Here is a 25657-nt window from a genome sequence, read left to right on the forward strand (position 1 = left end):
AATAGTTATCTTTTGATTGTAATTTTTTGTTTAACAGTGTGATGTGGATAAGAACCGGATTTTTCCCCGATTTTTCCGGATTGAGCGGTTCTGGTTTTGTTTGCTCCCTATATTAGATTCTCCTTTTATTTCAAGGATGCCCGTCATCATAAGATACCGCCTCAGAAACCTGATCTTTTTCAGATGTAGCTCCGGTTATACCTCAATCCGAATAGTCAATTATGCCTTATTTTCCCAGGCGTTGCCTGTCAACATAAGGTTACCTGCAGATGCAGTTTCGTGCCAATATAAGGTTGCCTGACGATCTTAATTTAGTTTTTTTTCTCCTGACCTCTTCTCCACCCGTTTTATAATGTATAGGTTATATTTCTCTATGCCCTCTATTTATTAAATAAGTTTACCCTCTCTTCCGTTTTCTCCGTCAGGGTTAATATACTTACAGGTTTCGCAGTATAGAATTTACCGGAATCATAATTTAGAATCGCCGGAATAAATATCGGGAACTACCGGAATAATAATTTAGAATCACCGGAATAAGGATCATAATTGCCGGAATAAAGATCCGGAATTACTGGAATAAGAATCAGAAATTCATTTTATAATCCTCCTATAATTCACCATATATGCAAATCCAGGAAATCGAGAGTATGGACCTTGAAAAAGCGCAGAATATTATTGTTGATTTTATCCGGGAAAAAGTAGACAAAGCCGGAGTTTCCGGGGCAGTTGTAGGTATCAGTGGGGGCATAGACTCTGCCCTTACCGCAGCCCTTACGGTAAAGGCCCTCGGGGCGGATAAGGTGCTGGGAATCCACATGCCAGAAGCCGGGCTGACCCCCGAATCGGACCGCAAGGATGCAAAAGCCCTTGCGGAATGGCTCGGGATCGAGTACAGGACAATTGACATATCGGGCATTGTCTCGGCTTTTATGGCTGCTGTCCCTGAAAGTGAATCTGCGGACCGGCTTTCCAGGGGCAACCTGAAGGCAAGGGTCCGGATGTCCCTGCTTTATTTCCATGCAAACCGCCTGAACCTCATGGTCATGGGGACCGGGAATAAAACCGAGATTCTCCTTGGCTACTACACGAAGTACGGGGACGGAGGCGTTGATATCGAGCCCATAGGGTTCCTGTACAAAACCGAAGTCTGGGAACTTGCCCGCAAGCTCGGGGTCCCCGAGTCCATTATAACCAAAAAGCCCTCTGCCGGACTCTGGGCAGGACAGACCGACGAAGCCGAACTCGGGATGTCCTACGGGACAGTAGATAAAGTCCTCACGATGCTGAACGAAAAACAGAGTCAAAAAAATATTGAAGTGACACTTTCCATTTCGGAGGAGCAGTTGGAGTCAGTCCTCAGGCGTATGCAGAGCAATGAACATAAGAGGAATGTCCCTCCTATCCCGGAATTTTCCTGAAGATTTCTTTGGATATTTCTTTGGATATTTCTTTGGATATTTCTTTGGACATTTCCTTTAACTACTATGGGTCGCCAGGGGTGAGCAAGGAAGATTTCTTCCCCGGTTGCCTCCCTTCTTTTTTCAAGGTTCCTCTTTTCCAAAAATCCTTTCTCATAACCTCTTTCTCATCCTAAAATGTCCTGTGATTTTCAGGCTCTTCTTAATGAAATGTTCTATAATGGCTTCCCCTTATTTTTTCAGCCCCCTGTTCTATGTGTGGAGTACTACATGTGGAGTACTATTTTTTCAAAATTACATCTCTTTCTTTTTATATTTGTTTTAATATGTATGTCCGGATAAAATGACATATTTTATATATTCATTCCGTAATCTGTATTATTAATATTTGTAAATCATGGCTGAAGATTGTCCTCTACATATCTTTATTGTTCGGGGTTGGTGAATCTGAAAAGGGCTTGATACCATTTAGCCCTGAATTTCATTTGGAAGTTTTATAACTTCTCTGCTTCAGGGCAGGGTTTTGAAATTCAGGTTCTTGCCAGGTTTACTTTTGCTTATGGGTTTTTCACAAGTTCCAGCGGGTGTTTCGGGTGCTACAAATCACAGAAAATATGAACAGGATTTTCGTGAAGTTTACAATCAGTATAGCTTTGTTCGTATCCCTGATTATCTTCGTATCTTTGCTGTTTGAGGGTACCTGTTCCGCTTCCGTGCTTAATGTTACGGGAGACGGGGAAGACCCTGCAAACTATACTTCCATCGGGGACGCACTGGATAATTCCGGGGAAGGGGACATTATCCTGGTATACGGCGGAGTGTATGCCGAAAATCTCAGGGTCTTGACTTCTAATCTAACTCTTGCGGTCCCCTCGAACGAGAGTGCCGTTATCCGGGCTCAGGATCCGGAATCTCCAGTAATTTCCGTAAATGCCGACGATGTTACGATTGTCGGATTTTCCGTAAACGGGACCGACGGCTGGGGGGTAGGCATTTTCTTTGAGGATGGAAAAGGGTTCAGGCTGGTTGATAATTCTATAGAGGCTTCTTATCAGGGCGTTTCCCTGGAAAAGGGAGATAACTGCCGCCTGGAGAATAATAGCATTTCAGGGGCTGATTCCGGAATTTCCCTGAAAGCTTCTTCCAACAATACCCTGATCGGAAATACCATTCAGGACTGTTTCGAAGGCCTGCTCCTCGAGAATGGCTGCACCGGGAACTCGCTTCTTGAAAACAGGCTGTCGGACAATTTCCGAGCTGTCCATCTTGAGAACTTCTGCAGTGAGAACAGGATAGAATCGAATGAAGTCCTGAATAATTCCTTTGGCATCTGCCTTGAAGACAGGTGCAGCACTAACTCTCTCGAAAACAACGAGGTTCTGGGAAGCCAGTACGGGATTTTCCTGGGTAATTCCTGCAACGGCAACACCCTTGGCTGGAATAACGCTTCCGAAAACAGGTACGCTTTTTACCTGAAGGCTTCATGTGAGCGTAATTTCCTGTATAATAATACGGCAAAAGGTTCGCTTTATGGCATTTATCTCGGATATTCCTGTTCCGGGAATACCCTGTCCGGGAATTCCATCGCTTCAGATTCCATTTCTTCCGGACTAAGGGGTATTTGCCTGGAAACCGCATGCGGCAACAATACGTTGGAGGAAAATATAATTGAGGGACAGGTCTTTGAGGGTATCTGCCTGGAAAACTGTTCTGATAACCTCCTTGCCGGAAATAACGCTTCGGAAAATACCGCAGGTGTCAAGCTTAAGGATTCCTGCAGCAATAATACCCTGGAAAATAATATTCTATTCAACAACTCCCTGTTAGGGCTCGCCCTGGAGGACAGCGAGAACAACAGGGTATGTAATAGCAGTGTGCTAAATAATTCTGGAGGTATGTATCTCCTCTTCTCCCCGCACAACATCCTTACAGGTAACAGGGTCTCCTTTAATGGGAACGGCATTTTCTTCACCGCTTCGGATGAAAATGTCTTAAACGACAGTTACGTTCTCCGAAATTCCCTCTTCGGGCTTTCCCTGGAGGACAGTGAAAATAACACAGTCTACAACAACTTTTTCGATAACGAGCACAATGCGGTGGATGACTGCAAAAACAACATTTGGAATGTCTCCGTCTCTCAGGGCCCCAACATTTACAACGGTCCTGAGATCGGAGGTAACTACTGGTCGGATTATCCGGGGGAAGATCTGGACCTGGACGGTTTCGGGGACACGCCTTACGATATTTCCGACAATATAAGCGATTACCTTCCTCTTGTACAGGATATTACTCCTCCTGTCATAATCCTGAAAAGTCCCGAAAATATGACCTATCGTATGCTTCCTGTCCCGGTCTCTGCCAAAGCAAACGAGGCTATCTCGGAGTGGTGGTATACGTTAAACGGCTCCGGACCGGGGGAGTTTTCACAAAGTGATGCTACTTCCGCGAAGGCCCACCTTAATGTTGCGAACGGAACTTATACGTTCCGCGTAAGCGGGACCGACCTTAGCGGCAACCTTAATTCCACGGCTGTGGATTTCAACGTTGAAATAGATCCTTCTCCCTCTGATGAGGATTTGCCGTTGATTTCCATACATTCGCCTGAAGACAGGTTTTATTCGGATTCCAGGGTCGAACTGGATGTTTCAGCAAGCGGTATCCTTCTTTATTGGGAGTACACGCTTGATGATTCCGAATACTGCGACTTTGAAGAAAGTAACGAGTCCGTAGCCTTCTCTATCCTCAATGTTTCGGACGGGCAGCATGAAGTCCTGGTGTTTGGAGTTAACGATAAAGGCTATTCCAATTCCACATCAAGGAATTTCACGGTCGATACCATCCCCCCTGCTTTAACCGTGAAGAACCCTTTGAATTCCAGTACTGTTTATAACAGTTCGGTCCTGCTTCTGGTGGAGGCCAGTGAAAATATTTCAGTCTGGAACTATACGCTTGATGGGGCCGAACTCCTGAGTTTCAATGAAACTTATGATATCAGGGCCGAAACACCCCTTCTTAATATCCCTGAAGGTCTGCACACTGTTAATGTTTCAGCCAGGGACCTTGCAGGCAACTATAACTCGACTGTTGTATATTTCAGTGTGAATGACTCCGGAGACCTCTGGCCCGAAATTTCCATAATATCGCCTGTAAATAATAAGGCATATAACAAATCCTCAATTGAATTCAGGGTTTTCGCAAATGAAGATCTTTCTGCCTGGTGGTACACTCTGGATGACTCGAGTTTCCTTAGTTTTCCGGAGTGGAACGAGTCTGCAGCCAGTTCACTTCTTGAAGTTGAACCCGGGAACCACTGTGTGAAAGCATACGGCAGGGATTCTGGAAATAACACTAATTCAACATCTGTTTCTTTCTCGGTTGACATGAAATCTCCCCTGATAACCGTAAACTCTCCGGTGAACGGGACGCAGTATACAACCGAGAGCAGTGATGTGAACCAATCCATAATCGACCTCAATGTAACAATCAACGAACCAGGGTCCATCTGGTACCGTGTGGATGATGCCGTTCCTTCCACCCCTGTGAACGGCACGGAACTGAAAGGCAACCTTGCTCTGGATGTCGGTTCCCATAATATCACCTTCTTTGCGAAAGACCCTGCAGGCAACCGGAACTTTACCGAATCTTATGTAGATGTCTCCAGGAAAGCCAGTTCGGGCTCCGGCTCCGACTCTGGCTTCGAACCCGGTCCCGATTCCGGGTCTCGGGATGGTGGGCTCCCGGCTTACTATAAGCTTAAAATGTTGAGGGAAAATGCGCAGAAGCTCCTGAGCGAGCAGTTTGGACCTTCGGAAATGAGTGGTGAACTTCTCCCGGTTACAAGAAACTCCTCGGCGCAGTCTACAAATGAGGGCAGTCCCGAAGAGGGCGGATTTTTTTCATGGTTGAAGTCCCATGCCGTCCCCTATTCTGCAGGAATGCTGATGCTTATTTTCTTTATGAGGTTCCTGCTGTATGTCCTGAAGGATATTGATGACTGAACAGAACCCGGAAATTCAGGACCATGGAGGAAGATTCCGATATTGGGATTAATGAAGCACTATCATGATATCGGGATCATTGGAGTCGGTTCCGCTACCAGTATCAATGGGACCGATTTCGCTACAAGTATCTAATGGACTCGATACCACTATGAGTATCAAATGGGATCGATCTCAAAATCAGGATCTTTGGACTCGGTCTCAAAACCAGGATCAGTGGTAAGAGATTCTGAAAAACTGGATGCCGGAGAAATATTCTGAAAAAAAGGACGAAGGAAAAAGGACGAAGGAAAAAGGACGAAGGAAAAAGGACGAAGGAAAAAGGACGCTGAAAAGCCTGGATTCGGAAGAATGATATCCGAAAATGGCGGGCTGTTTTTTCGGAACTTCTATCTTTTTTCCTATTCAACGTGAAGGGAATATCCTGTAATCGGAGCGTTTTTCCCTTACAAGCGGCTTTGCCAGGTGTCTCCTCGCACAGGGGGGGACTTCATATAGGCCGGGTTCAAGGGTCCTTTCCATTTCGCAGCTGACTTTTGAAGGGGCCTGAGTCCTGCATTTCCTGCAACGGAACCCCTGTCCCTGCCCTGTGGACTTCATGTGTTTCCCACAGGTGGGGCATTTCGGGTTTTCTTCCGTGTAGAGGAGGGCAAGTTCTTTGATTTCTATTTTTTCTATGTTCAGGGTCCGGGAGTTCACGCTCCCAAAAAGCACGACCCTGTCCCCTGGAAGTAGTTCCCTTACAAGCTCCCGGAAGTTCTTGGTCGGTTCGAAGGCCGCACAGTCAAGTTCGGCTCCCGCTTTATCCCGGAGAGAGAAGATTACGTGCCCTCCGTGAATTGTTTCCGGAGTTGCGGATACCGTGCCCTCCACCCTGTACGAGTGCATGTCCCGAATTTCCTCTACACTCTCCACAGGCAGGATGTGCATGTCAGTGCCCTGGTTTGTCCTGTACACTGCAAAGCGCTCGGTGGGCTCAGCTCTGACCAGGGAGGCGGCTTTTGTGACGGTCTCGGGGCTTTTTCCCCTGATCCCGAAGAGGACAGGGTCCGGGGAGTGCGGTACGCATACCACAAGGCTGTTTGCGTGGTCCAGGGTGTCCCAGGTCTCCGGATATGTCTGCCTGTCGGCTTCTTCCAGGCTTTCCTTTTCCACGGAGCGGGGGGTTCCCCACTTTTCCCGCTGCCTGTAAGCCAGGTGTTCATAGGTGTGGTCCCAGTCTTCCCGGTTCAGCATAGCCCCGCAGGCTGCAAGGGCGCCGATGAGCCCTCTCCCGTTCTTGAAGCTTTTTGAGGGGATCTCGAGTTCCAAGATCAGGTTTTTTGCCTCTTCGATTGTGATAACGTCCCTGACTGCTTTTTCCAGAAAGGCCCGGAGAACGGGTTTCAGGCGTTTTCCTTCGTTCTCCTGGATGAAAACAGCTCCCGGATTTGTTTTTTCACATTCAAACCGGGCAAATTCTTCGATTCTGGAGATGACGTGGTCCATAACTTTCTCAGGGCAGCAGGTCTCCAGCCTGAGGGCTACGGCTGCGTTTCCCCGGGTCTTGTGGGGGATGGTGGGGTTCAGGCGGACAAGGAGTGGAGGTTTTTCTACTTCTCCGAAGGCCTGCAGTTCTTCGAGCAGCAGGGCTCCCAGGTAAGTGGTACACATCCCTTCATTTGAGTCCGTGTCGTCAATTCCGATAATCATTTTTCCCGAACTCCGATAATCATTTTTTCCTAACTCCGATAATCATTTTTTCCGAATTCCGATAATCATTTTTCTGAATTCCGATAATCATTTTTCTGAATTCCGATAATCATTTTTCTGAATTCCGATAATCATTTTTCTGAATTCCGATAATCATTTTTCTGAATTCTGATAATCATTTTTCTGAATTTCCATTTTTCCGGATTTTTTCCTGGGGTTCAGGCACCTTTTTCCGGCTCTCCGGGCTCTCTCTGCCCTCCCGGCTGTTTCCTGGCGGAGGGTTGTCCGGCTCTCTTCTTTTCGATTTTACGGTATAAACATTATTCTCAATATAGAAATATATATATAGATGTTCAAACAGAATCATCTATTGCAATGACAAAAGAAGTTCTCATACATCAAATTATTGATGTATTGTCTCATGCGGGTTTTGTAGTTTCCGAGCGCTGCAATATCCGGCCGCGGAGTTTTGACATTGCTGCAAGAAAGGATAAAACTCTCTTACTTTGTAAGGTTTTATTTAACATTGACGGCCTGAACGAGGAAACTGCCCGGGAAATGAAGTACCTGGCAGACTATCTTGGAGGATCGGCTATAGTCGTGGGGGCCAAGACCAGGGACCAGATGCTTGAGGACAGCGTTGTATATATGCGCTACGACGTCCTCTCCCTGAGCGTCCAGACGCTCTTCGATTATTTTATCGAAAATATCCCTCCCCTGGTTTCTGCAGCGCCTGGGGGGCTTTACGTCTCCATTGACGGGTACATCCTGAAAAAAGCCCGTACGGATATTTCAATGTCTCTCGGATCCCTTGCTTCCATGGTGGGCGTCTCAAGGCGGACCATCAGCAAGTACGAAGAGGAAGGCATGGACGCTTCCATTGACGTGGTGCTCCAGCTGGAAGATATCTTCGGGATTGAGCTAGCCCGGCCCATAGATATCCTGAAACCCCTGGAGAGCAGGAAGTCCAGAAAAGAGTCCAGGTACGAAATGGAAGTTCCCGAACAGTCCCCTCAGCCCCATTCATCTCTCCCCGAGGACTCGGTCCTCAATATGATTTCCCTGCTCGGGTACGACATACTTACGACAGCACAGGCTCCTTTCAAGGCGATTTCAAAGGACAAGTCTTCTACCATCCTTACCGGGGTCAGTGAGTTCAACACTACGGTAATCAAGAGGGCTCATCTCATGAGCAGCATCTCAAGCGTCACGAAGACCGAGTCGGTTTTCATCATCAATGGGCGTGCCAAAATCAAGTCCGTGGAAAACACCGTGCTGATCGAGAAAAAAGAGCTGGGGAAAATAAGTGATTCAGACGAACTTCTGACCTTCATAGAGGAGCGTAAGGAAGATAGCTGAGTTTCTTTCTTCCCCGCACATTTCTTTTTTTCACTCTTGCCGATTTGCTTTTTTCTCTGCTTTTTCTCTTCTTCCAACTTCTTTTTTCCTTTTTCTTTTTTATTCTGTCTACCCTTTATTCTGCAAAAGCCGACCGCCTTTGGCACCCGGAGACAGGAACGACATGTGGTGTTCGGTTCCGGTTGTATGGGGCATAACTAAGGATTCAAAGCAAGCCATTACTCTTTTTTTACTTAAAAATATCAACAGAATGATACAGGAGGACCTCCTTTTTTCTTCTCTCGGAAATTCCCCTTTTCTCAAACTTTCCTCCTTTTTCTTTCGAATTCTTCTCTTGATTTTTCCCGGGTTTCCAAAACCCTAATATATCACTGTTTCAATTATGGGGCATCAATGACGGTAAAGATTGCAGTGCTGGTCTCCGGGCGGGGCTCGAACCTCCAGGCGATTATAGATAGCATTGAAAGGGGCTACATAAAAGATGCAGCGGTTAATCTGGTTATTTCCAATAAAGCCGATGCCTATGCGCTGGAACGTGCCAGGAAACATGGAATTAACGCTGTTTTTCTTGACCCGGGCAGGTTCGACAGATCCGGATACGATCGGGAGATCCTTAAACTTCTGAATAATTATGATGTGGACCTGCTCCTGCTTGCGGGCTACTTCCGGATCCTTGGAAGTGAAATTATTGAAGCGTATAGAGACCGGATTTTGAACATCCACCCTTCCCTCCTACCGGCGTTCAAGGGGCTGCATGCCCAGAGGCAGGCTTTTGAGTACGGGGTAAAAGTCGCAGGCTGCACGGTCCACTATGTTGACGAAGGGCTTGATTCGGGGCCGATTATTCTTCAGAGCTGCGTGCAGGTACTTCCCGATGACACGGAAGAAACTCTTACAGGCAGGATCCTCGAACAGGAACATATTATATATCCCGAAGCTGTCAGGCTTTTTGCGGAGGGCAAACTTAAAGTTGAGGGCAGGAAAGTAAGGTCTCTGGATTAAGCCGGCGCCCTGAAACCAATCTCCGGAAATCCCATAAACAGCGCCCATAACTCGGGTCCCAAAATCCCCGGGTCTTAGTTCCAGATGTGAAACAGACAGACGTCAGATCGAAATTGTGCTCAATCAGGAAGGTGCTGGAAACAGGATATATTCCCCCCTCAATGTCTTCTTTGATACCATAATGTTATATGTGGTTCAAAATTATAAGTAGTTCAGGAACTTAATGCCTTTAATGCCTGTTCAAAATTCCAGATTTCAAAGTTTTACGAGAAAAAAAGTGCTCATAGGTTTTTCAGGGAATTCTTTATTTAGCAATTTACCGTCAAGCAATCCTATCTCGTTAACCAATCATATCTCGTCAAGCAATCCTATATCAATATCTTCAACTTCATGTGTTGCAGCCTCAATTATTGCAAGCACTCAATTTAACACTCGATCAAAGAATTCGTAATTTCAAGTTAACCGTTTAACAGCCAGTAAAAAAAATCTTGATTTAGAATTGTGCTTTTGAGAAAATATTAAATGCATGGATTAACCAGGTGACAGTCATGTCTTACATAGAAGAAATCGATCCGGAAATTGCAGCGGCTATTGAAAAGGAAGCCGAGCGTCAGGAATTCAAGCTTAACCTGATCGCATCCGAAAATTATGCGAGCAGGGCCGTTATGGAGGCCCAGGGCTCGATTATGACCAACAAGTATGCCGAAGGGTATTCAGGCAAGCGTTACTACGGAGGCTGTGACTTCGTGGACGTTGCAGAAAACCTCGCAATCTCCAGGGCAAAGGAAATTTTCGGGGCAAAATATGTCAACGTCCAGCCCCATTCAGGCTCGGGCTCCAACATGGCAGTGTACTTTTCGGTGCTGCAGCCGGGCGACACCATAATGTCCATGAACCTTTCCCACGGCGGGCATCTCTCCCACGGCAGTCCCGTAAGCTTTTCAGGGAAGCTCTACAACATCGTGCCCTACGGTGTGAACAAAGAAACCGAGATGCTGGACTATGCCGAACTCCTCAATATGGCAAAGGAACAGAAGCCGAACATGATCGTCTGCGGGGCCTCAGCGTACCCGAGGGAGATCGACTTCAAGCAGTTCAGGGAAATCGCCGACGAAGTCGGGGCTTACCTCCTTGCAGACATCGCTCACATTGCAGGGCTTGTAGTTGCCGGTGTACACCAGAGCCCGGTGCCCTATGCTGACTTCGTGACCACCACCACTCACAAGACCCTCCGGGGTCCCCGTGGCGGGATGATCATTTCCAGGGATGAGGAACTTGCAAAGGCGGTAAATAAAGCAGTCTTCCCGGGTATTCAGGGTGGGCCTCTTATGCACATTATCGCTGCCAAGGCAGTGGCTTTCAAGGAAGCCATGAGTGAGGAGTTCAAGCAGGACCAGGTCCAGACGGTAAAGAACGCGGCAGCTCTTTGTTCCTGCCTGAAGGAAAAAGGCTTTGACCTTGTTTCCGGCGGAACCGACAACCACCTCATGCTCGTTAACCTGAACAACCTGGACATTACCGGCAAGGACGCAGAGGCGGCCATGAGCAAAGCCGGGATCATTGCCAACAAGAACACCGTGCCCTTCGAAACCCGCAGTCCCTTTGTCACCAGTGGAGTCCGGCTCGGTGCCCCTTCCTGTACCACAAGGGGTATGAAGGAAAAGGAAATGGAACTAATTGCCGACTATATCGAAGCTGCAGTCAAGAATGCTGAAAACGAACAGCTCTTGTCGGAAATAAGCGGCAAGGTGAAGGAACTCTGCGCACAGTTCCCTGTCTACCGCTAATCTAAGAGGTTTTGGGTGTTTCATTCCATGTCAGTCGAAAGCTATGAATCAAGAATCATAGACGGAAAAGCTCTTGCACAGCTTGTCGAAGAAGAAGTAAGGACAGGGGTCGAGGACCTGGAAAGTGGCAGGGGGATTACCCCGGGGCTTGCCACCATCCTCGTAGGCGACGACCCCGCTTCCAAGATGTACGTCCGCCTCAAGCACAAAGCCTGTGACAGGGTCGGGATCAGGGCTGAAGACTACCTGCTGCCCGCGGATGCCAGCCAGGGAGATCTCCTGGGCCTGATCAAAAGCCTGAACGAAAACAAAGACGTGCACGCAATCCTGCTCCAGCTCCCGCTCCCTCCCCAGCTTTCTCCCCAGAGCGCAATGGAAGCCATAGACCCTGCCAAGGACGCAGACGGTTTCCACCCCTATAACATGGGCAAGCTCATGATCGGGGATGAGGGACTTGTGCCCTGCACTCCCTATGGGGTCATCCGGGCTCTAGAAGAATACAACGTTCCGGTCCAGGGAAAGAATGCGGTTATTGTCGGGCACAGCAATGTGGTCGGAAAACCTATGGCTGCCATGCTCCTGAACAGGAATGCCACGGTTTCGGTCTGCCACGTCTACACCGATGATCTGAAAAAATACACCCTGGAAGCCGACATCCTTGTCGTTGCAGTCGGGGTCAAGCATCTGATTAAGGCCGATATGGTAAAAGAAGGTGCTGTGATTTTCGATGTGGGCATCACCAAGGAAGAAGATGGCGTATACGGAGATGTGGACTTTGAAAACGTCATCAAGAAGGCTTCACTTATCACCCCCGTACCCGGCGGCGTGGGTCCAATGACCATCGCAATGCTCATGAGACATGTGCTTATGTGTGCGGAAAAGAGCCTCTAAAAACCATTTTTTGATATTTTTCCCCCAGTCCCGGGGGATTTTCCACATTTTTTTTCTTATTTTTTCCTTTGCTTCTCGTTTTTCCTTTTTCTCATTTTTTCTTTGCTTCTCGTTTTTCCCTTTTCTCGTTTTTCCCTTGTTTCTTCTTTTTCTTTGCTTCTCGTTTTTTCCTTTTCTCGTTTTTTCCTTTTCTCATTTTTTCCTTTGCTTCTTGTTTTTCCCTTGTTTTTCGTTTACTTTCTTTCTCTATCATTCGCTTCTCCGGGATATCGGGGGGGGGAATTCCTGGGTCGACTTTCCTAATTGTGTTAAATTAATCGTACACATCAATATTTTTATGTATTATTGAAACCTACTATAACATAGTTCCGCATAACTCTAATAATAAATATTCATATAAAGTGATTAAAATCATTCTTAACATTGCGACTTATAATTCGCTTTTGATAAAAGCCCCTACCAATATATGCTGATATTTATGCCAATAATAACATGCTGATATTAACATAAATAGTAAGAATCCCTACCTGCCATTCCCGGCTTCCCCTGAAATTTCCACACCCCTTCATGTTGTATCCGAATGTTCTTTCCGGAACTTCTAATCTGTCAGGAGCCCGGACTACCGGCCTTCAAACCCTGCTGAGTTTTCTCCTCTATTCGGGCTTCGCCGGGTGCCGGAAACAAGGTGTTTTTTCCGGGAAGCATGTCTTTGAGTATTACAATTGAAATCTATTTAATCTGGTTGTCAAAAATGGTTGTTGATACTACTATCTGCGGTCTGAAAGTTGGAGACCAATACCCTGCGCATGTGATGGGTGTAATTAACCTGAGTCCCGAATCTTTCTTCAAAGGTTCGGTGGTTGCCCCCGACTCAGTGCTCGAAATTGCCCGGAAAATGGTCGAGGACGGAGCCACTTTCCTGGATGTGGGAGCCCGTTCTACCTGGAGGTTTTCAGAGCCTATCAGCAAGGCCGAAGAACTGAAACGGCTCTTGCCTGTCCTGGAAGTTCTGGATGGGAATGTGGACGCGGTGATCTCCGTGGACACGATGTTTTCGGAAATCGCAGAAGAAACTCTCAGGCGGGGAGCTGACCTCGTCAACGACGTTTCAGGCTTTACCATCGACCCGGATATGATAAGGGTTGTAGCAGACCACGGCTGTCCTGCTGTGGTGATGGCTTCGGAAAAGGTTCCGGGAGACCCTCTGGGGATGGATGCGATTATCTCAGAGCTTGATTCTATTATACGGGCTGCCGAAGCCGGGGGAATTGACCCGAACGGCCTGATCCTTGATCCTGCAATAGGCAGGTGGACCGAAGAAAAACTTTCTTTCTATGACTTTGAAACCCTTGACGATTTCGATCGCCTGAAAATCTTCGAAAAACCTCTTCTAGCTGCCCTCTCAAGAAAATCCTTCATCGGAGAGGTGTTGGAAAAACCCGCGCCTGAAAGGCTCTACGGGAGCCTGGCTGCTGCAGCAATTGCGGTCTACAAGGGAGCTCACATCATCCGTACGCACGATGTACCCGAGACCGTGGACGCCGTGAAGGTCGCAGGGGCTTTGAGGAGCCGGTCCAGCCTGGTAAAGGAAGCCCTGTATGAGGTTTCAGTGGTTGAAATCAAGACTCCTCAGGATGCTTCTCTGGTAATGCAAAAGCTGGGAGCTACCGGAGTAGGCTCGCAGGTGATGCGGGACAAAAGTGTCCACCTGGTACTAAGGATCAGGAACCTCACCACAACCGAGGCCCTGATTATAAAACAGGAGTTACTTGCGCGGGGAGGCGACGCTGCCCTTACTCGTGATGCGGTTTCCCATGAAACGGAGACGACAGATGTCCTTGTGATGGGAACCTTGCTGCAACTCGAACGCCTGGCCCGGAAACTGGAGGGACAGGCCCGCTCCCTTCCCCTTATTGCAGGAATGTTACGTGAATGTATCGCAAACAGGAGTGACCTGGACTATCGATATTCGAGGTAAACATGATCATAACTTCAGCAAAACCCCTTGAAGAGATCCTTGAAATATTAAAGGATGAAGACGATGTCTTTATAATCGGATGCAATGTATGTGCCGCAAAGCTGAAGACCGGAGGAGAACCGGAAGTCCTTGCCATGTGCCGTCAGCTGGAAGAGCACGGAAAGCATGTAGTGGGCTGGGCTCTTCCCACTGCAGCCTGCAGTATCCGGTCTTATGAATCCCTTGTCGAGAAAAACGAGTTGATCAAAGAGGCTCGCTGCATCCTTGTAATGGGCTGCGGAAGCGGGGTTTCCGCTACAGCTAATGTGGTGGACCTTCCTGTGTACGGCTCGAATAATACGCTTTCCCTCGGCGGATCTAGCAGCGGGAAACTTCTTACCAACCAGTGCATTATGTGTGGAGACTGCACGGTCGGGGAGTTCGGAGGTCTGTGCCCGAAATCCCAGTGTCCCAAGGGGCTTTTGAACGGGCCTTGCGGAGGGTCAGTTGCAGGGAAGTGTGAAGTTAATAGTGAAAATGACTGCGTCTGGGCTCTGATCTATGAACGTTTAAAGAAAATAAACAGACTTGATCTTCTTTATGTTATACATGCCCCAAAAGAGCATGCTTTTAAATAATTTCATTTCTAATATACTTATTTAATGCTTTTTAATTTTAGAGAAAAACTGAATTCCAGTAAATTTCTGGTTACTGCTGAAATTTCCCCTCCGAAAGGTACGAACGTATCCGCCCCCCTGGAAGACGCCAGCCAGTTAAAGGGCCTTGCAGATGCCCTGAACGTCACAGATAACCAGTGTTCCATCATGCATATGAGTTCCCTGGCTTTCAGCAAGCTCCTGCTTGATGAAGGGCATGAGGTAATCATGCAGCTCACCTGCAGGGACAGGAACAGGATCGGGCTCCAGTCCGACCTTCTGGGTGCATATGCCCTCGGATTAAGGAACGTCTGTGTTATGACAGGGGACTTTCCCTCCTGCGGAGACCACCCGGGCTCTAAACCCGTGTATGACCTCGATTCAGTACAGCTTCTGGAGCTTGTTCGAAAACTTGACAAAGGGATCGATTTAGCAGGAAATAGGCTGGACGGAGGGACTTCCTTCTGTATGGGTGCGGTTTCCGGCATAAACCCTCAAGAGGTCCTGCAGCTCATAAAACTTGAAAAAAAGGTCAGTCGCGGAGCCGATTTTATCCAGACTCAGGCAGTCTACGATGTGGGAATGTTTGAGGAGTTTGTGGAATCAACAGCCCATCTGGAAGTCCCTATCCTTGCCGGCCTCATCCCCCTTAAGTCCCTGAGGATGGCTGAGTACATGAACGAACATATCTCGGGAATACATGTCCCTGAAGAGATCCTTTCCCGTCTGAAAACCGCCCCTGACCCTGCCGATGAAGGTTTCTCCATAGCCTCCGAGACCATAAAGGAGCTTACAAAATTGTGTCGTGGCGTTCATATTATGCCCATCGGGTCTCATAAGAATACTCGCCGTTTGCTTTCCATGGCAGGAATTTCCCGGAAGTAACTTCGAAGAATTCCGAAAGTAACCCCTAAGAAACCGGGAAGTATTCCGGAAGGTACGGCCTCCGTATCATTACCTCGTTAACCGTGGCTTCAAGAAGGTAATCTTTACACAGTGGGATGTGGCTTCAAGAAAGTAAAGTCAGGAGTTGGGCCGGAGGGCCCTATCTATGTATTTCCACTCCATAAAGTTGGGTTACAGGCTTACATTTTACGGCGTTAACATCGGATAAATTTAACACATGTTTCCCTGTTAACCTCTGGTCTATTCCTCAAAAGTTTTTGCTTATATAAGTTTTCATATGATGTATTTAATCTCTTTTTAAGTAGTTCTGCAGCATATATCATATTGAGGCTGTGAACTCTATAATTTACACCTGCAGACTGTTACAGGTGAATTTGTAGTAGAAAGGCAGGATATCGGGAAATGTGTTCACACCCTTTCCCGGGCTTTGGAGTTGCTAGAAAAAGCTAAATAGAGGTCCTGTTAGCGTACCGGGAGTTTGGTCAGGCCTGCAGGATACCGGTCTTAAATAAAGTTTCTGCAGCTAAGATATACCCTGGTGGAAAATGGCTTTTTTGCCACTTTAAAATGGAACCCCCGAAGCCTTAAGTTTTGCAGACATCGAGAAAACGAATTTGAAAACCTGATTATTGCAAGCTGTGATTCCTGATGTTTCCAGAACACAGACTCCGATGCAAAGCGTATAATTATTATTTCTGTGTGTCCGGGGAGGAAAGCCTTTCGGAAATGCTCATTCCGGTTTTCAGGCTTCCTTGCGGTTTTTGGGCTTACATGTCTGATATTCCCGATTCCTCAGTATATCTGTTTCTTAATCTATCCGGTGTAAGGGAGATGGTTTGTTAAGCAGGGTTTTTCTGAAGAAAAATTTTTTCGGACAGACTTTATCTGACATCTTTTAACTCTTATTTTGCCTGTCCGTATCTTTTATTGGGCATTTTTGGTCGATTAATGTTGGCCTGGCTACCAGAAGGCGTTGCGTTGATATCGGAATTTAAGGAAGATTGGGTTTAGAGGAGATTGGATGTAGAGGATCCGGAGTTTCTCCGCAGGACTTGCGGGACTCCGGGAGGAGGCTACAATGCAGGTAATGGGTATAATATCATGCAATATTTTTGAGGATGAGATCGTCCACCTTGTGGAACATGATAGGGAGGTTAGCAAGGTCATCATAATTAAAAACGAAAATTCAGGAGGTATTGTTCGAAAACTTGAAAAAATCGGCTGTCCCTTCAGGGAAGTAAATCTCGTAAATGTGGATGAGCACAGGTTTTTCAGGGAACTTCATCTGGAAAATACTGAAGGTGTGGTCCTTGTGCTGAACATTCTCGAAATAGTGGGCATGAATAAGAGGCGCAAAAGGCTGAAAATGAACGTATACGATGCCATCCTCAGGATGTCCCTGTTTTCGGACGGCTTGCTCCTCCTTTACGGGCTTTGCGGAAACCTGCTTAAGGACATTGAAGCCGATTTCGAGCACCTGAACTGCCCTGTTATTACCCTGAAGGACAGCGAGGGCAACATTGTTGACGACTGCGTCTGCGCAACCCTGGGAGGAAAAACTTCTTTCATAGAAGTCGTGAAGAGTCTTGAAGGGAACCGGACCTTCATGCTCACCCCTATGTGGGCTGCCAAGTGGGAGGATATGGTCGTTGCAAACGGGTTTGCCCGGAGCCTTGAGCTCCTGGAAGAATCGAGGATGGTATTCAGGGTCTCAAAGTATACCCAGGTCGCAAAAATCAATACCGGGCTGAGTTACCAGCACGACTTCCACTCAAAGGTTTATGAATTTGCTGACTACTACGGCTTGGATGTCAGGGAAATCGAAGCTGACCTGGAAATTTTTGAACGTTGTTACAGTGAACTGAAAACTGCGGTTATGTACCCGGCCTGAACCCGTAATTTCTTTATGTCGGGTTTTTCTTTTCTACTTTTTTCCTTTTTTACCGGTTTTCTCTTTTCTACTTTTTTGCCGGTTTTTCCTTTTTCCTTGATTTTTTTCCGTTGTCCTTTGATTTTCTTTTTCCTTTGATTTTTCCTTTCAGACCAACTTTTTCCTGATGGTTTTTTGAAGTTTTGGATACATTTATCAACAACTTCCCTTATTTTAGGCTGGGACCTCCTTTTACTCCGTTTTTTGGTTCCGGATATTGAAGATAAATTATTGGTTTTCAAAGGCAGTAAAATGAACTCAGAACTCAATTCCATCCAGATGTTCGGAATTAAGACCCCGATTATAAGGGCCGGGGACGATGTTGTGCAGATACTGGAAGCTGCGCTGAAAGAAGCCTGCGTTGAACCCCTTGAAGGGGATATTTTCGTACTGGCCGAATCTGCGGTTGCCACTTCGGAAAACCGGGTCGTGGAACTTGAGCAGATAAAGCCAGGGGAAAGAGCGGTGGCTCTGGGAGAAGAATACGAGCTTGATCCCAGGGAAATGGAACTCGTGATCCGGGAGTGCGATGAAATTTTCGGAGGAGTGCCCGGAGCCGCCCTTACCATCACGAAGGGGATTCTTGCTCCTAACGCAGGGATCGATGCTTCCAATGCCCCGGAAGGGCACGTTGTCCTCCTGCCCGAAGACCCGCGAAAGAGTGCCGAAAATATCCGTAAACGGCTCGAAGAACGTTATTCTTGTCGGCTGGGGGTTATTGTCGGGGACAGCAGGACCCAGCCCCTGAGGCTCGGCTGCACAGGGCTTGCGCTGGGAGTTTCCGGCTTCGTGTCCGTGGAAGATGCAAGAGGTGCTTTTGATATCTTCGGGAAACCCCTTCATATAACGCACAAAGCAGTGGCTGATAACCTTGTTTCGGCTGCGGAACTCCTTATGGGGGAGGGCGGGGAAATGGTGCCCTGCGTGCTTATCAGGGGAGCTCCTGCAAAGCTTATCGACGAGTCTCCCGAAATGCCGAAGATTTCCATGGAAGGCTGCATGTACTTTGGAAATGTCATCAAAGCTCGTGGAAGGAAAGAAGAGAGTCAAAAACAGGGACAAAACCCGGAAAGCAAATGAATATTTTTATATTTCGGGTCGGCTAAAAAAAGCCTGAAGGGCTTCCTTTTCCGGATATGTTGATAATAAGGGTTCTGACTTCCAAGATAAGCATTATATATGCTCGGAGATAATATATACTAATTGATCCCCGACCCTGTATTTAATATCTCATCTTACAGCTTTCGTTTACGATTCAGGATTGGGTTCCCGGGTAATTTTTTCGTACTGGCTTCACGGGTGCGGAGCTTTGTCCGGCTGTCAGGCGTGGATCGATAGAAGAACATCAAAAGCTAATAAGAAGCTTTAAGGTATGCAGGTGATTTTATGAAACCAGTGATATTGGACTTTTCCGCAACATGGTGTGGACCTTGCAGGATGCAAAAACCAATTCTTGAAGAACTCGAAAAGCAGTATGCGGACAAGGTCGAGTTCAAAGTTATCGATGTGGATGAAAACCAGGAACTTGCTACAAAATACGGCATCCATGCTGTTCCGACGCTTATCATTGAGAAAGACGGGGTCGAGATTAAGCGCTACATGGGAGTAACCCAGGGCAGTGTCCTGGCCGCCGAGATTGATAAAGTGCTTTGATTCCTGTTTCCCGACAAAAGGCGCCCGGGGCTCTCAGTGAACCCGGGACCGTAACTTTTTGATTAAAAACGCTGGATTTTTCAATTGAACAGTTTCCAGAAATCTTTCCCTGTCAGTTTCTCCACAGCCGGAGGCTCGGTGGATTTTCAAATTTGTTTGTTTTTTTAGGTTTTTTGTTTTTTTAGTCTGTTTGCTTTGTTTTGGTTCATTTCTTTCTTTTCCTGTCTCATCGAAAAAATGTAAATACCTTTAAGCTAATTCCCTCAGGATTGGTTTGATTTCTAAAAAGTTGATAGACCTTGGTGTCCTGGCGCTGCGGCAGAGGAATTCCCGCGGGAATTTCAAACCCCATGTCTCCCTTCGCTTCAGGGATGATGCAGGGGGGCTGCGCATGTTTTCCGTTGACACGACAAGGACCCCAAATAAGTATCCTCAGCCCGACGCTTACCTGATTACTCACGCTCATTCCGACCATCACGGCAAGTCAGCGATGCTCTCGGAGCGCGCCCTCTGTTCGGAAAAAACGGCAAAAGCTCTTGAGATAAGGCATGACAGGGAATATAAGGGACAGACTTTCAAGCTCGGGGATGATTTTGAGCTGGAAGGAGTCAGGATAAAGACTTTCCCAACGGAACATACTGCCGGGGCAACGGCTTTTTACTGGGAAAACGATGTCGGGACGAAGATCCTGGTAACCGGGGACGTCAAGGACGCAAGCCGGCTTCCCTCCTGCGACGTGCTTGTTACGGAGGCGAATTACGGGGATCCGGAAGACCCCGGCTGCCATTTTACGGATGACCTGGAAAGTTTGAAAAATGCCATTCTCGAAAACGGGGCAGTCGCTTTCGGGGCGTATGAGTTCGGGAAAGCCCAGAGAGCCGTCGAACTTCTCAGGGGTTTTGGCTACGACGGGGCGATCCGGATGGATACTAGGGCCCGGCTGCTTACCCGGAGCATGCTCGAGGACTCCGGGGAACTGGCAGGCCTGGACTGTACCGGAGAGGAAGGTGTGTTCATAGTCCCGCCCTGGGACCTTAAAAGGCTTCCCTGGCACCTGAAGAAATACGTGTTGAGTTGCAGGATGGATTACCCTTACCCCACAATCAGGATCAGTGACCACCTGGATGCCCCAGGGCTTGAGGAGATGGTCCGAAAACTTGACCCTGAAGTCACTCTTGTCTACCATCCCGGAGGAAACAGGCCTGCGAAGTTTTCAAAACATTTAAATTCCATAGGAATCGATTCGATATCCATAGATATGATCGGTAATGTTTTAAGTAATGAATTTGTCTAAATCAGGGAAGTTCGCGCCGAATCCCTGAGGATTTCAAGAGATAACGGCCGTTCAGGAGAGTACGTACTTTGAGTAAGAAAACCCAAAGGTCCAAGGGTTTAAAGTCTACAGAGACAAAACCCGCAGAATTAATGGAAATACCCGTGGAAGGCGTTGCAGAAGGCGCTGAAATCCCTGAGAAAAAGAGCTTTATCAAGGAAATGTCCCCGGAAGAAAAGCAAAAAGCTCACAGGGATGGAATTATAAAAACAATAGTTGCGGCTTTACTTGGGATTGTCGCCGGTTTCATAGTCTTCTACCAGTACGGGGCAGGCGAAGACAGGATCTGGTATGCCTTGCTGACGATTATCTTTGTGCTTACATACTACCTCCAGAAGTTGATATACCCGCAGCTCCAGATTGACACGAAGGCATTCAAGTTCAAGGACTGGTTTTACGTGGAATTCATTGTCCTGGACTTCTTCCTTGTGACCTGGACTTTGCTCCTGAACTGAAAAGTTCTTTTTTCCTGAACTTCAAAAGGCCTTTTCCCGGAAAAGGTCTTTTTACCTGATCCTTTTGTAGCCTTTTTATCATTCTTCTCTCATTGTTTTCGGTTTTTGGTCAGGTTTCGGTGTTCAGGCAAGGCCGGGGTTTCAGGATACAACAGGATAAAACTGCTTGATAAAGACTTATAAAGCAGGGCAGGCATTTCATGAGCGCTATTAGCCGCTCAGAAACAATTCATACATACTTATAAAGCGGTTCATAAACAGCTCATAAACGTTGTAGTCATACACTGTAATATCTCTCAAGAATTGTAATACCTCTCAAATGTCTCTCAAGAATTGTAATCATCTCATATAAATCAGGAAACCGTTACATGTAAAACGTTATTTTCGGGGATAATCATGCGAATAGCAATACTCAATAAGGACAGGTGTCAGCCCAGAAGGTGCAGCAAGGAGTGCGAAAAGTATTGTCCCAGGGTCCGGACAGGGGACGAAACCATTGTTTTCGGGGACGACGGAAAACCGGTCATCTCCGAAGAACTCTGCGTGGGCTGCGGGATATGCATAAACAAGTGTCCCTTTGACGCCATCATGATCATAGGGCTGCCGGAAGCTCTGCAGGAGCCCACTCACAGGTACGGGACAAACGGCTTTGCCCTCTTCGGGCTTCCTGTGCCGCGGGCCGGGAAGGTGACCGGGATTCTCGGGCCTAACGGGATAGGGAAGAGTACTTCGGTCCAGATCCTTTCAGGAGCCCTGGTCCCGAACTTTGGGGAGGAGACCGGGGACTGGGATACTGTGCTCGAACACTATGCGGGCACGGCTCTTTATGATTATTTCAGGGACGTGGTTTCCGGGAAGTTCAGGATCTCCCAGAAGCCCCAGTACGTGGACCTGATCCCGAAAGCCTTCAAAGGAAAGACCTCCGAGCTCCTCGGGAAGACCGATGAACGAGGAGTACTCAATGAACTGGTAGACTACCTGGAACTCCGCGGCGTAATGGACCGCAAGATCTCGGAATTGAGCGGCGGGGAATTGCAGAGGGTTGCGATTGCAGCCTGTGCGGCCAGGGACTCCCATTTCTATTTCTTTGACGAGATCAGCCCCTACCTGGACATCCACCAGAGGATCAAGGTAGCCCGCTTGATTCAGGAACTCTCGAAGGAGAAGGCCGTGCTCGTGGTCGAACACGACCTTGCGATCCTGGACCTGCTCACCGACGCAATCCACCTTGCTTACGGTGAACCCGGTGGGTTCGGTGTGATCACTCACCCAAAGAGCGTGCGTGTGGGGATAAACCAGTACCTTAAGGGCTTCCTCCCTGAAGAAAACATCCGGATCAGGCCTGAGGCCATCAAGTTTGAGGTCCACCCCCCGACGGATACTCGCGAGTTTGCTTCCAGGGTCTCTTTTGGTGGTTTTTCCAAACAGTACGGGGAAGGCTTTTCCCTGAAAGCAACCGGCGGAAACCTCAGGGATGGCGAGGTGCTCGGCATTGTTGGGCCGAACGGGATCGGGAAGTCCACTTTCGTGAAAATCCTTGCCGGGGAAATCAAACCCGATGAGGGGGACCCCAACATCGATGTCAAGATCTCCTACAAGCCTCAGTACATTAAAGCCGATATCCAGATGCGGGTACAGGATTTTCTGCGGGGCATTTCAAGACAGTTCGGGACCAGCTACTACGAAGTGGAAATTGCAAAGCCCCTGCAGCTTGAAAAACTCTATGATCACATGTTAACGGACCTGAGTGGAGGGGAACTGCAGAGGGTAGCGATTGCTGCCTGCCTTTCCAGGGATGCCGACCTCTACATCCTCGATGAGCCGAGTGCCCACCTGGACGTGGAACAGCGCTCCATGGTCACGAGGGTCCTGAACCGCTTTGCCGAAAACAACCAGAAGACAGCCATGGTCGTCGACCACGATATCTATATGATCGACATGCTCAGCCAGCGCCTCCTGGTCTTCGAAGGTGAGCCCTCGGTCTACGGTGAAGCTCACGGCCCCTTCAGCATGGAGAACGGTATGAACCGCTTCCTGGAAAACCTCGGGATCACTTTCCGCCGGGACGAAGAAACCAGACGTCCCCGTGTGAATAACCTGGGTTCAAGGCTTGACCGGGAACAGAAGGAAAGCGGCAACTACTACTATGCGGCGACTGACTAATCGTCCAAATTCCGCTCTTTTGCTTTCTATGGGCGGACCTGTATGGACTGGCTTTTAAGGGTGGATTCGTACGGGCGGACTTTTATTTCTGCCCTGGATTACTTTTTCAAAATAATTTTTTATCGAATGCGGGAGTTTCTGGTCTTTAATGAAAATCGAGTGTCTCGACCTTCCAGATGAAGTAAAGAAATTTTACCTGGATTCCGGAATTGAGGGGCTTTACCCTCCGCAGGCGGAAGCTGTGGAAAAGGGTCTGCTTGAAGGAAGGAACTTGCTTGCGGCAATCCCTACGGCGTCAGGAAAGACTTTGCTTGCAGAGCTTGCCATGTTAAAGGCGGTACTTTCGGGGGGAAAGGCGCTTTATATCGTGCCTCTCCGGGCACTTGCCTCCGAGAAGTTCAGGCGTTTCCGGGAGTTTTCAAAACTCGGGGTCAGGGTAGGGATTTCTACCGGGGACTATGACCGGCGGGACGAGGGGCTTGGAGTAAATGACATTATCGTGGCGACGTCCGAGAAGACTGACTCCCTCCTGAGGAACGATACGGCCTGGATGCGGGAGATTTCAGTTGTTGTGGCTGACGAGGTCCACCTGATCGATTCGGCGAACCGGGGGCCTACTCTTGAAGTAACCCTTGCAAAGCTCAGGAGGATGAACCCCTCCTGCCAGATCCTGGCGCTTTCGGCTACGGTCGGGAATGCTGACGAGCTTTCTGCATGGCTGGATGCCGGGCTTGTGCTTAGTGATTGGAGGCCTACCGACCTCAGGGAGGGGGTTTTGCTTAACGGGACTTTATACTTTAAGGGTCTGGACAGGGCTATTGAACAGCCCACAAAGGACGAGGCTGTGAACCTTGTGCTGGATACCCTCCGGGAAGGAGGGCAGTGCCTGGTTTTTGAGAGCAGCCGGAAGAACTGCATGGGTTTTGCAAAAAAAGCAGCTCCGAAAGTCAAAAAGGCCCTCTCTGCGGAAGACAGGGACTTACTTGCCGGGATTGCCGACGAGGTTCTGGAAAACAGCGAGACTGATACCGCGGTCACCCTTGCGGCCTGTATCCGGGCCGGGACAGCTTTCCACCATGCAGGGTTGACTTCGGCTTCAAGGGAGCTTGTGGAAGAGGGTTTCAGGGCAGGCCGGATCAAGATGATCTCAAGCACCCCCACCCTGGCTGCGGGGCTGAACCTGCCTGCCCGGAGGGTGGTTATTCGAAGCTACCGGCGCTATTCTTCTCAAGATGGCATGCAGCCTATACCTGCTCTCGAGTACAAACAGATGGCGGGCAGGGCAGGAAGGCCGAGGCTTGACCCTTACGGGGAAGCCGTACTTCTCGCAAAGTCGAATGAGGAGCTTGGGAATCTTTTTGAGCGTTATATCGAGGCCGGGGCTGAGGATATCTGGTCCAAGCTCGGGACCGAAAATGCCCTCAGGACCCACGTGCTTTCCACGATTGCAAACGGGTTTGCCCATACGAAGGAAGAGCTCATGGACTTCCTGGAGGCGACCTTCTTTGCTTTCCAGTACTCGAATTTTGGGCTCTCTACGGTTGTGGATGAGTGCCTGCACTTCCTGACGCTTGAGGGCATGCTCGAGGAAGCCGAAGAACTCGTCCCCACGATGTTCGGGAAACTGGTCTCAAGGCTTTATATTGACCCCCTCTCGGCAGCAGTCGTCGTAAAAGGCCTGAGAGAGGCAGGGGGTTCCCTGACCGACCTTACCCTGCTGCACCTTATCTGCAGCACGCCGGACATGCGCCTGCTTTACATGCGGAGTTCGGACTACGAAGGGATCAACGATTTTGCCATGACTCATTCGGAGGAGTTCGTGAAAGTCCCGAACTCCTTTGATATGGTGGAGTACGAGTGGTTTTTGCAGGAGGTAAAGACCGCGCTCCTGCTTCTGGAATGGATCCGGGAAAAGCCTGAAAACGAGCTCTGTTCAAAGTTCGGGGTCGGGGAAGGGGACATACGGGCAATTGCGGATATTGCCGAGTGGATCATGCACGTGGTCACCCAGCTTGCCCGGCTCCTTGAGCTGAAGGGGGCTGAAAAAGCCGCAGAACTTGAAATGAGGGTCCACTACGGAGCAGGCCCCGAATTGATGGAACTGCTCGACATGAAGGGCATAGGGCGTGTCAGGGCAAGAAAACTCTACAGGGCGGGGTTCAGGTCTCTTGCAGACCTCTCAGGGGCAGCCCCGGAGGCTGTAGCTGCGGTTGTCGGCCCGAAGATTGCGGAAAGGATTTTCAGGCAGCTTGGCAGGGATGATGCTGCCGGCACGGAGTTCTCTGCTGAATTGCAGCTGCCGGAGGCCGGGGAAGAAAAGGCCGGAGCGGGACAGAAAACTTTCAACGATTTTTGAATTGATAGTCTGAAGTCCGTTCGAAATTTCCAAAATTTCCGTCCACTCCGCTCCTCTTTTCACCTATTTTTTCTTTTTTCTTCTTCTTCTTCTTCTTCGCC

Annotated in this window: 19 protein-coding genes; 16 read left to right on the forward strand and 3 right to left on the reverse strand. The window is 48.4% G+C overall.

The window, feature by feature from the left end; translation table 11 throughout:
- The first annotated feature begins 623 nt into the window (after window positions 1–623).
- Complete coding sequence (locus tag ACSAZK_RS14630; RefSeq protein ID WP_440954807.1) at window positions 624–1418, forward strand: NAD+ synthase; 795 nt, start codon at window positions 624–626, stop codon at window positions 1416–1418.
- A 593-nt stretch (window positions 1419–2011) separates the two neighbouring features.
- A complete protein-coding gene (locus ACSAZK_RS14635; protein ID WP_440954808.1) occupies window positions 2012–5416 on the forward strand; it encodes a NosD domain-containing protein in 3405 nt (1134 codons plus the stop codon).
- Window positions 5417–5821: 405 nt separating this feature from the next.
- On the opposite strand, the gene ACSAZK_RS14640 is transcribed toward ACSAZK_RS14635, so the two are convergent.
- Window positions 5822–7108 carry a TiaS agmantine-binding domain-containing protein gene (locus ACSAZK_RS14640; protein ID WP_440954809.1) on the reverse strand — a complete coding sequence of 429 codons (1287 nt, stop codon included), beginning with the start codon at window positions 7106–7108 and terminating at the stop codon, window positions 5822–5824.
- Between the two features lie 375 nt (window positions 7109–7483).
- On the opposite strand from ACSAZK_RS14640, the gene ACSAZK_RS14645 reads away from it, so the two are divergent.
- The 4 genes from ACSAZK_RS14645 (at window position 7484) to ACSAZK_RS14660 (ending at window position 12147) form a co-directional block, all read left to right on the forward strand.
- Complete coding sequence (locus tag ACSAZK_RS14645) at window positions 7484–8467, forward strand: transcriptional regulator (protein WP_440954810.1); 984 nt, start codon at window positions 7484–7486, stop codon at window positions 8465–8467.
- 393 nt (window positions 8468–8860) lie between these two features.
- Entirely contained in the window at window positions 8861–9469 is a 609-nt protein-coding gene (gene purN / locus ACSAZK_RS14650) for a phosphoribosylglycinamide formyltransferase (RefSeq protein ID WP_440954811.1), read from the forward strand.
- 548 nt (window positions 9470–10017) lie between these two features.
- Complete coding sequence (gene glyA / locus ACSAZK_RS14655; protein ID WP_440954812.1) at window positions 10018–11256, forward strand: bifunctional serine hydroxymethyltransferase/L-allo-threonine aldolase; 1239 nt, start codon at window positions 10018–10020, stop codon at window positions 11254–11256.
- Between the two features lie 27 nt (window positions 11257–11283).
- On the forward strand, window positions 11284–12147 hold the full coding sequence (locus ACSAZK_RS14660; protein WP_048180111.1) for a bifunctional methylenetetrahydrofolate dehydrogenase/methenyltetrahydrofolate cyclohydrolase: 864 nt from the start codon (window positions 11284–11286) through the stop codon (window positions 12145–12147).
- Window positions 12148–12238: 91 nt separating this feature from the next.
- Here ACSAZK_RS14660 and ACSAZK_RS14665 read toward each other — a convergent pair whose 3' ends face one another.
- A complete protein-coding gene (locus ACSAZK_RS14665; protein ID WP_440954813.1) occupies window positions 12239–12400 on the reverse strand; it encodes a hypothetical protein in 162 nt (53 codons plus the stop codon).
- Window positions 12401–12898: 498 nt separating this feature from the next.
- On the opposite strand from ACSAZK_RS14665, the gene folP reads away from it, so the two are divergent.
- The 4 genes from folP to ACSAZK_RS14685 all read left to right on the forward strand — a co-directional run bounded on the left by folP (window position 12899) and on the right by ACSAZK_RS14685 (window position 17557).
- Window positions 12899–14125: a dihydropteroate synthase gene (folP, locus tag ACSAZK_RS14670; RefSeq protein WP_440954814.1), complete on the forward strand. Its 1227-nt coding sequence runs from the start codon at window positions 12899–12901 to the stop codon at window positions 14123–14125.
- A gap of 2 nt (window positions 14126–14127) precedes the next feature.
- Entirely contained in the window at window positions 14128–14742 is a 615-nt protein-coding gene (locus ACSAZK_RS14675) for a methylenetetrahydrofolate reductase C-terminal domain-containing protein (RefSeq protein ID WP_440954815.1), read from the forward strand.
- Between the two features lie 24 nt (window positions 14743–14766).
- Complete coding sequence (locus ACSAZK_RS14680) at window positions 14767–15645, forward strand: methylenetetrahydrofolate reductase (RefSeq protein WP_440954816.1); 879 nt, start codon at window positions 14767–14769, stop codon at window positions 15643–15645.
- Window positions 15646–16744: 1099 nt separating this feature from the next.
- A complete protein-coding gene (locus tag ACSAZK_RS14685) occupies window positions 16745–17557 on the forward strand; it encodes a DUF1638 domain-containing protein (protein ID WP_440954817.1) in 813 nt (270 codons plus the stop codon).
- On the opposite strand, the gene ACSAZK_RS14690 is transcribed toward ACSAZK_RS14685, so the two are convergent.
- A complete protein-coding gene (locus ACSAZK_RS14690) occupies window positions 17518–17865 on the reverse strand; it encodes a hypothetical protein (protein WP_440954818.1) in 348 nt (115 codons plus the stop codon). The two genes, ACSAZK_RS14685 and ACSAZK_RS14690, sit on opposite strands and share 40 nt — an antisense overlap.
- Between ACSAZK_RS14690 and cofE the strand changes: the two genes are divergently transcribed.
- From cofE to ACSAZK_RS14720, 6 genes are all read left to right on the forward strand, one after another.
- On the forward strand, window positions 17849–18676 hold the full coding sequence (gene cofE, locus ACSAZK_RS14695; RefSeq protein ID WP_440954819.1) for a coenzyme F420-0:L-glutamate ligase: 828 nt from the start codon (window positions 17849–17851) through the stop codon (window positions 18674–18676). The genes ACSAZK_RS14690 and cofE overlap by 17 nt on opposite strands.
- A 306-nt stretch (window positions 18677–18982) precedes the next feature.
- Window positions 18983–19249 (forward strand): thioredoxin, encoded by a 267-nt coding sequence (gene trxA / locus ACSAZK_RS14700; RefSeq protein ID WP_048180093.1) that lies wholly within the window; start codon window positions 18983–18985, stop codon window positions 19247–19249.
- Between the two features lie 274 nt (window positions 19250–19523).
- Window positions 19524–20543 carry an MBL fold metallo-hydrolase gene (locus ACSAZK_RS14705; RefSeq protein WP_440954820.1) on the forward strand — a complete coding sequence of 340 codons (1020 nt, stop codon included), beginning with the start codon at window positions 19524–19526 and terminating at the stop codon, window positions 20541–20543.
- Between the two features lie 68 nt (window positions 20544–20611).
- Window positions 20612–21037, forward strand: a complete 426-nt coding sequence (locus ACSAZK_RS14710; protein WP_440954821.1) for a hypothetical protein — start codon at window positions 20612–20614, stop codon at window positions 21035–21037.
- Between the two features lie 396 nt (window positions 21038–21433).
- On the forward strand, window positions 21434–23200 hold the full coding sequence (locus ACSAZK_RS14715; RefSeq protein WP_440954822.1) for a ribosome biogenesis/translation initiation ATPase RLI: 1767 nt from the start codon (window positions 21434–21436) through the stop codon (window positions 23198–23200).
- Window positions 23201–23348: 148 nt separating this feature from the next.
- Window positions 23349–25556: an ATP-dependent DNA helicase gene (locus tag ACSAZK_RS14720; protein WP_440954823.1), complete on the forward strand. Its 2208-nt coding sequence runs from the start codon at window positions 23349–23351 to the stop codon at window positions 25554–25556.
- Window positions 25557–25657 lie beyond the last annotated feature (101 nt).

The sequence above is a fragment of the Methanosarcina sediminis genome, assembly GCF_052056915.1.
Classification (GTDB): Archaea; Halobacteriota; Methanosarcinia; order Methanosarcinales; family Methanosarcinaceae; genus MTP4.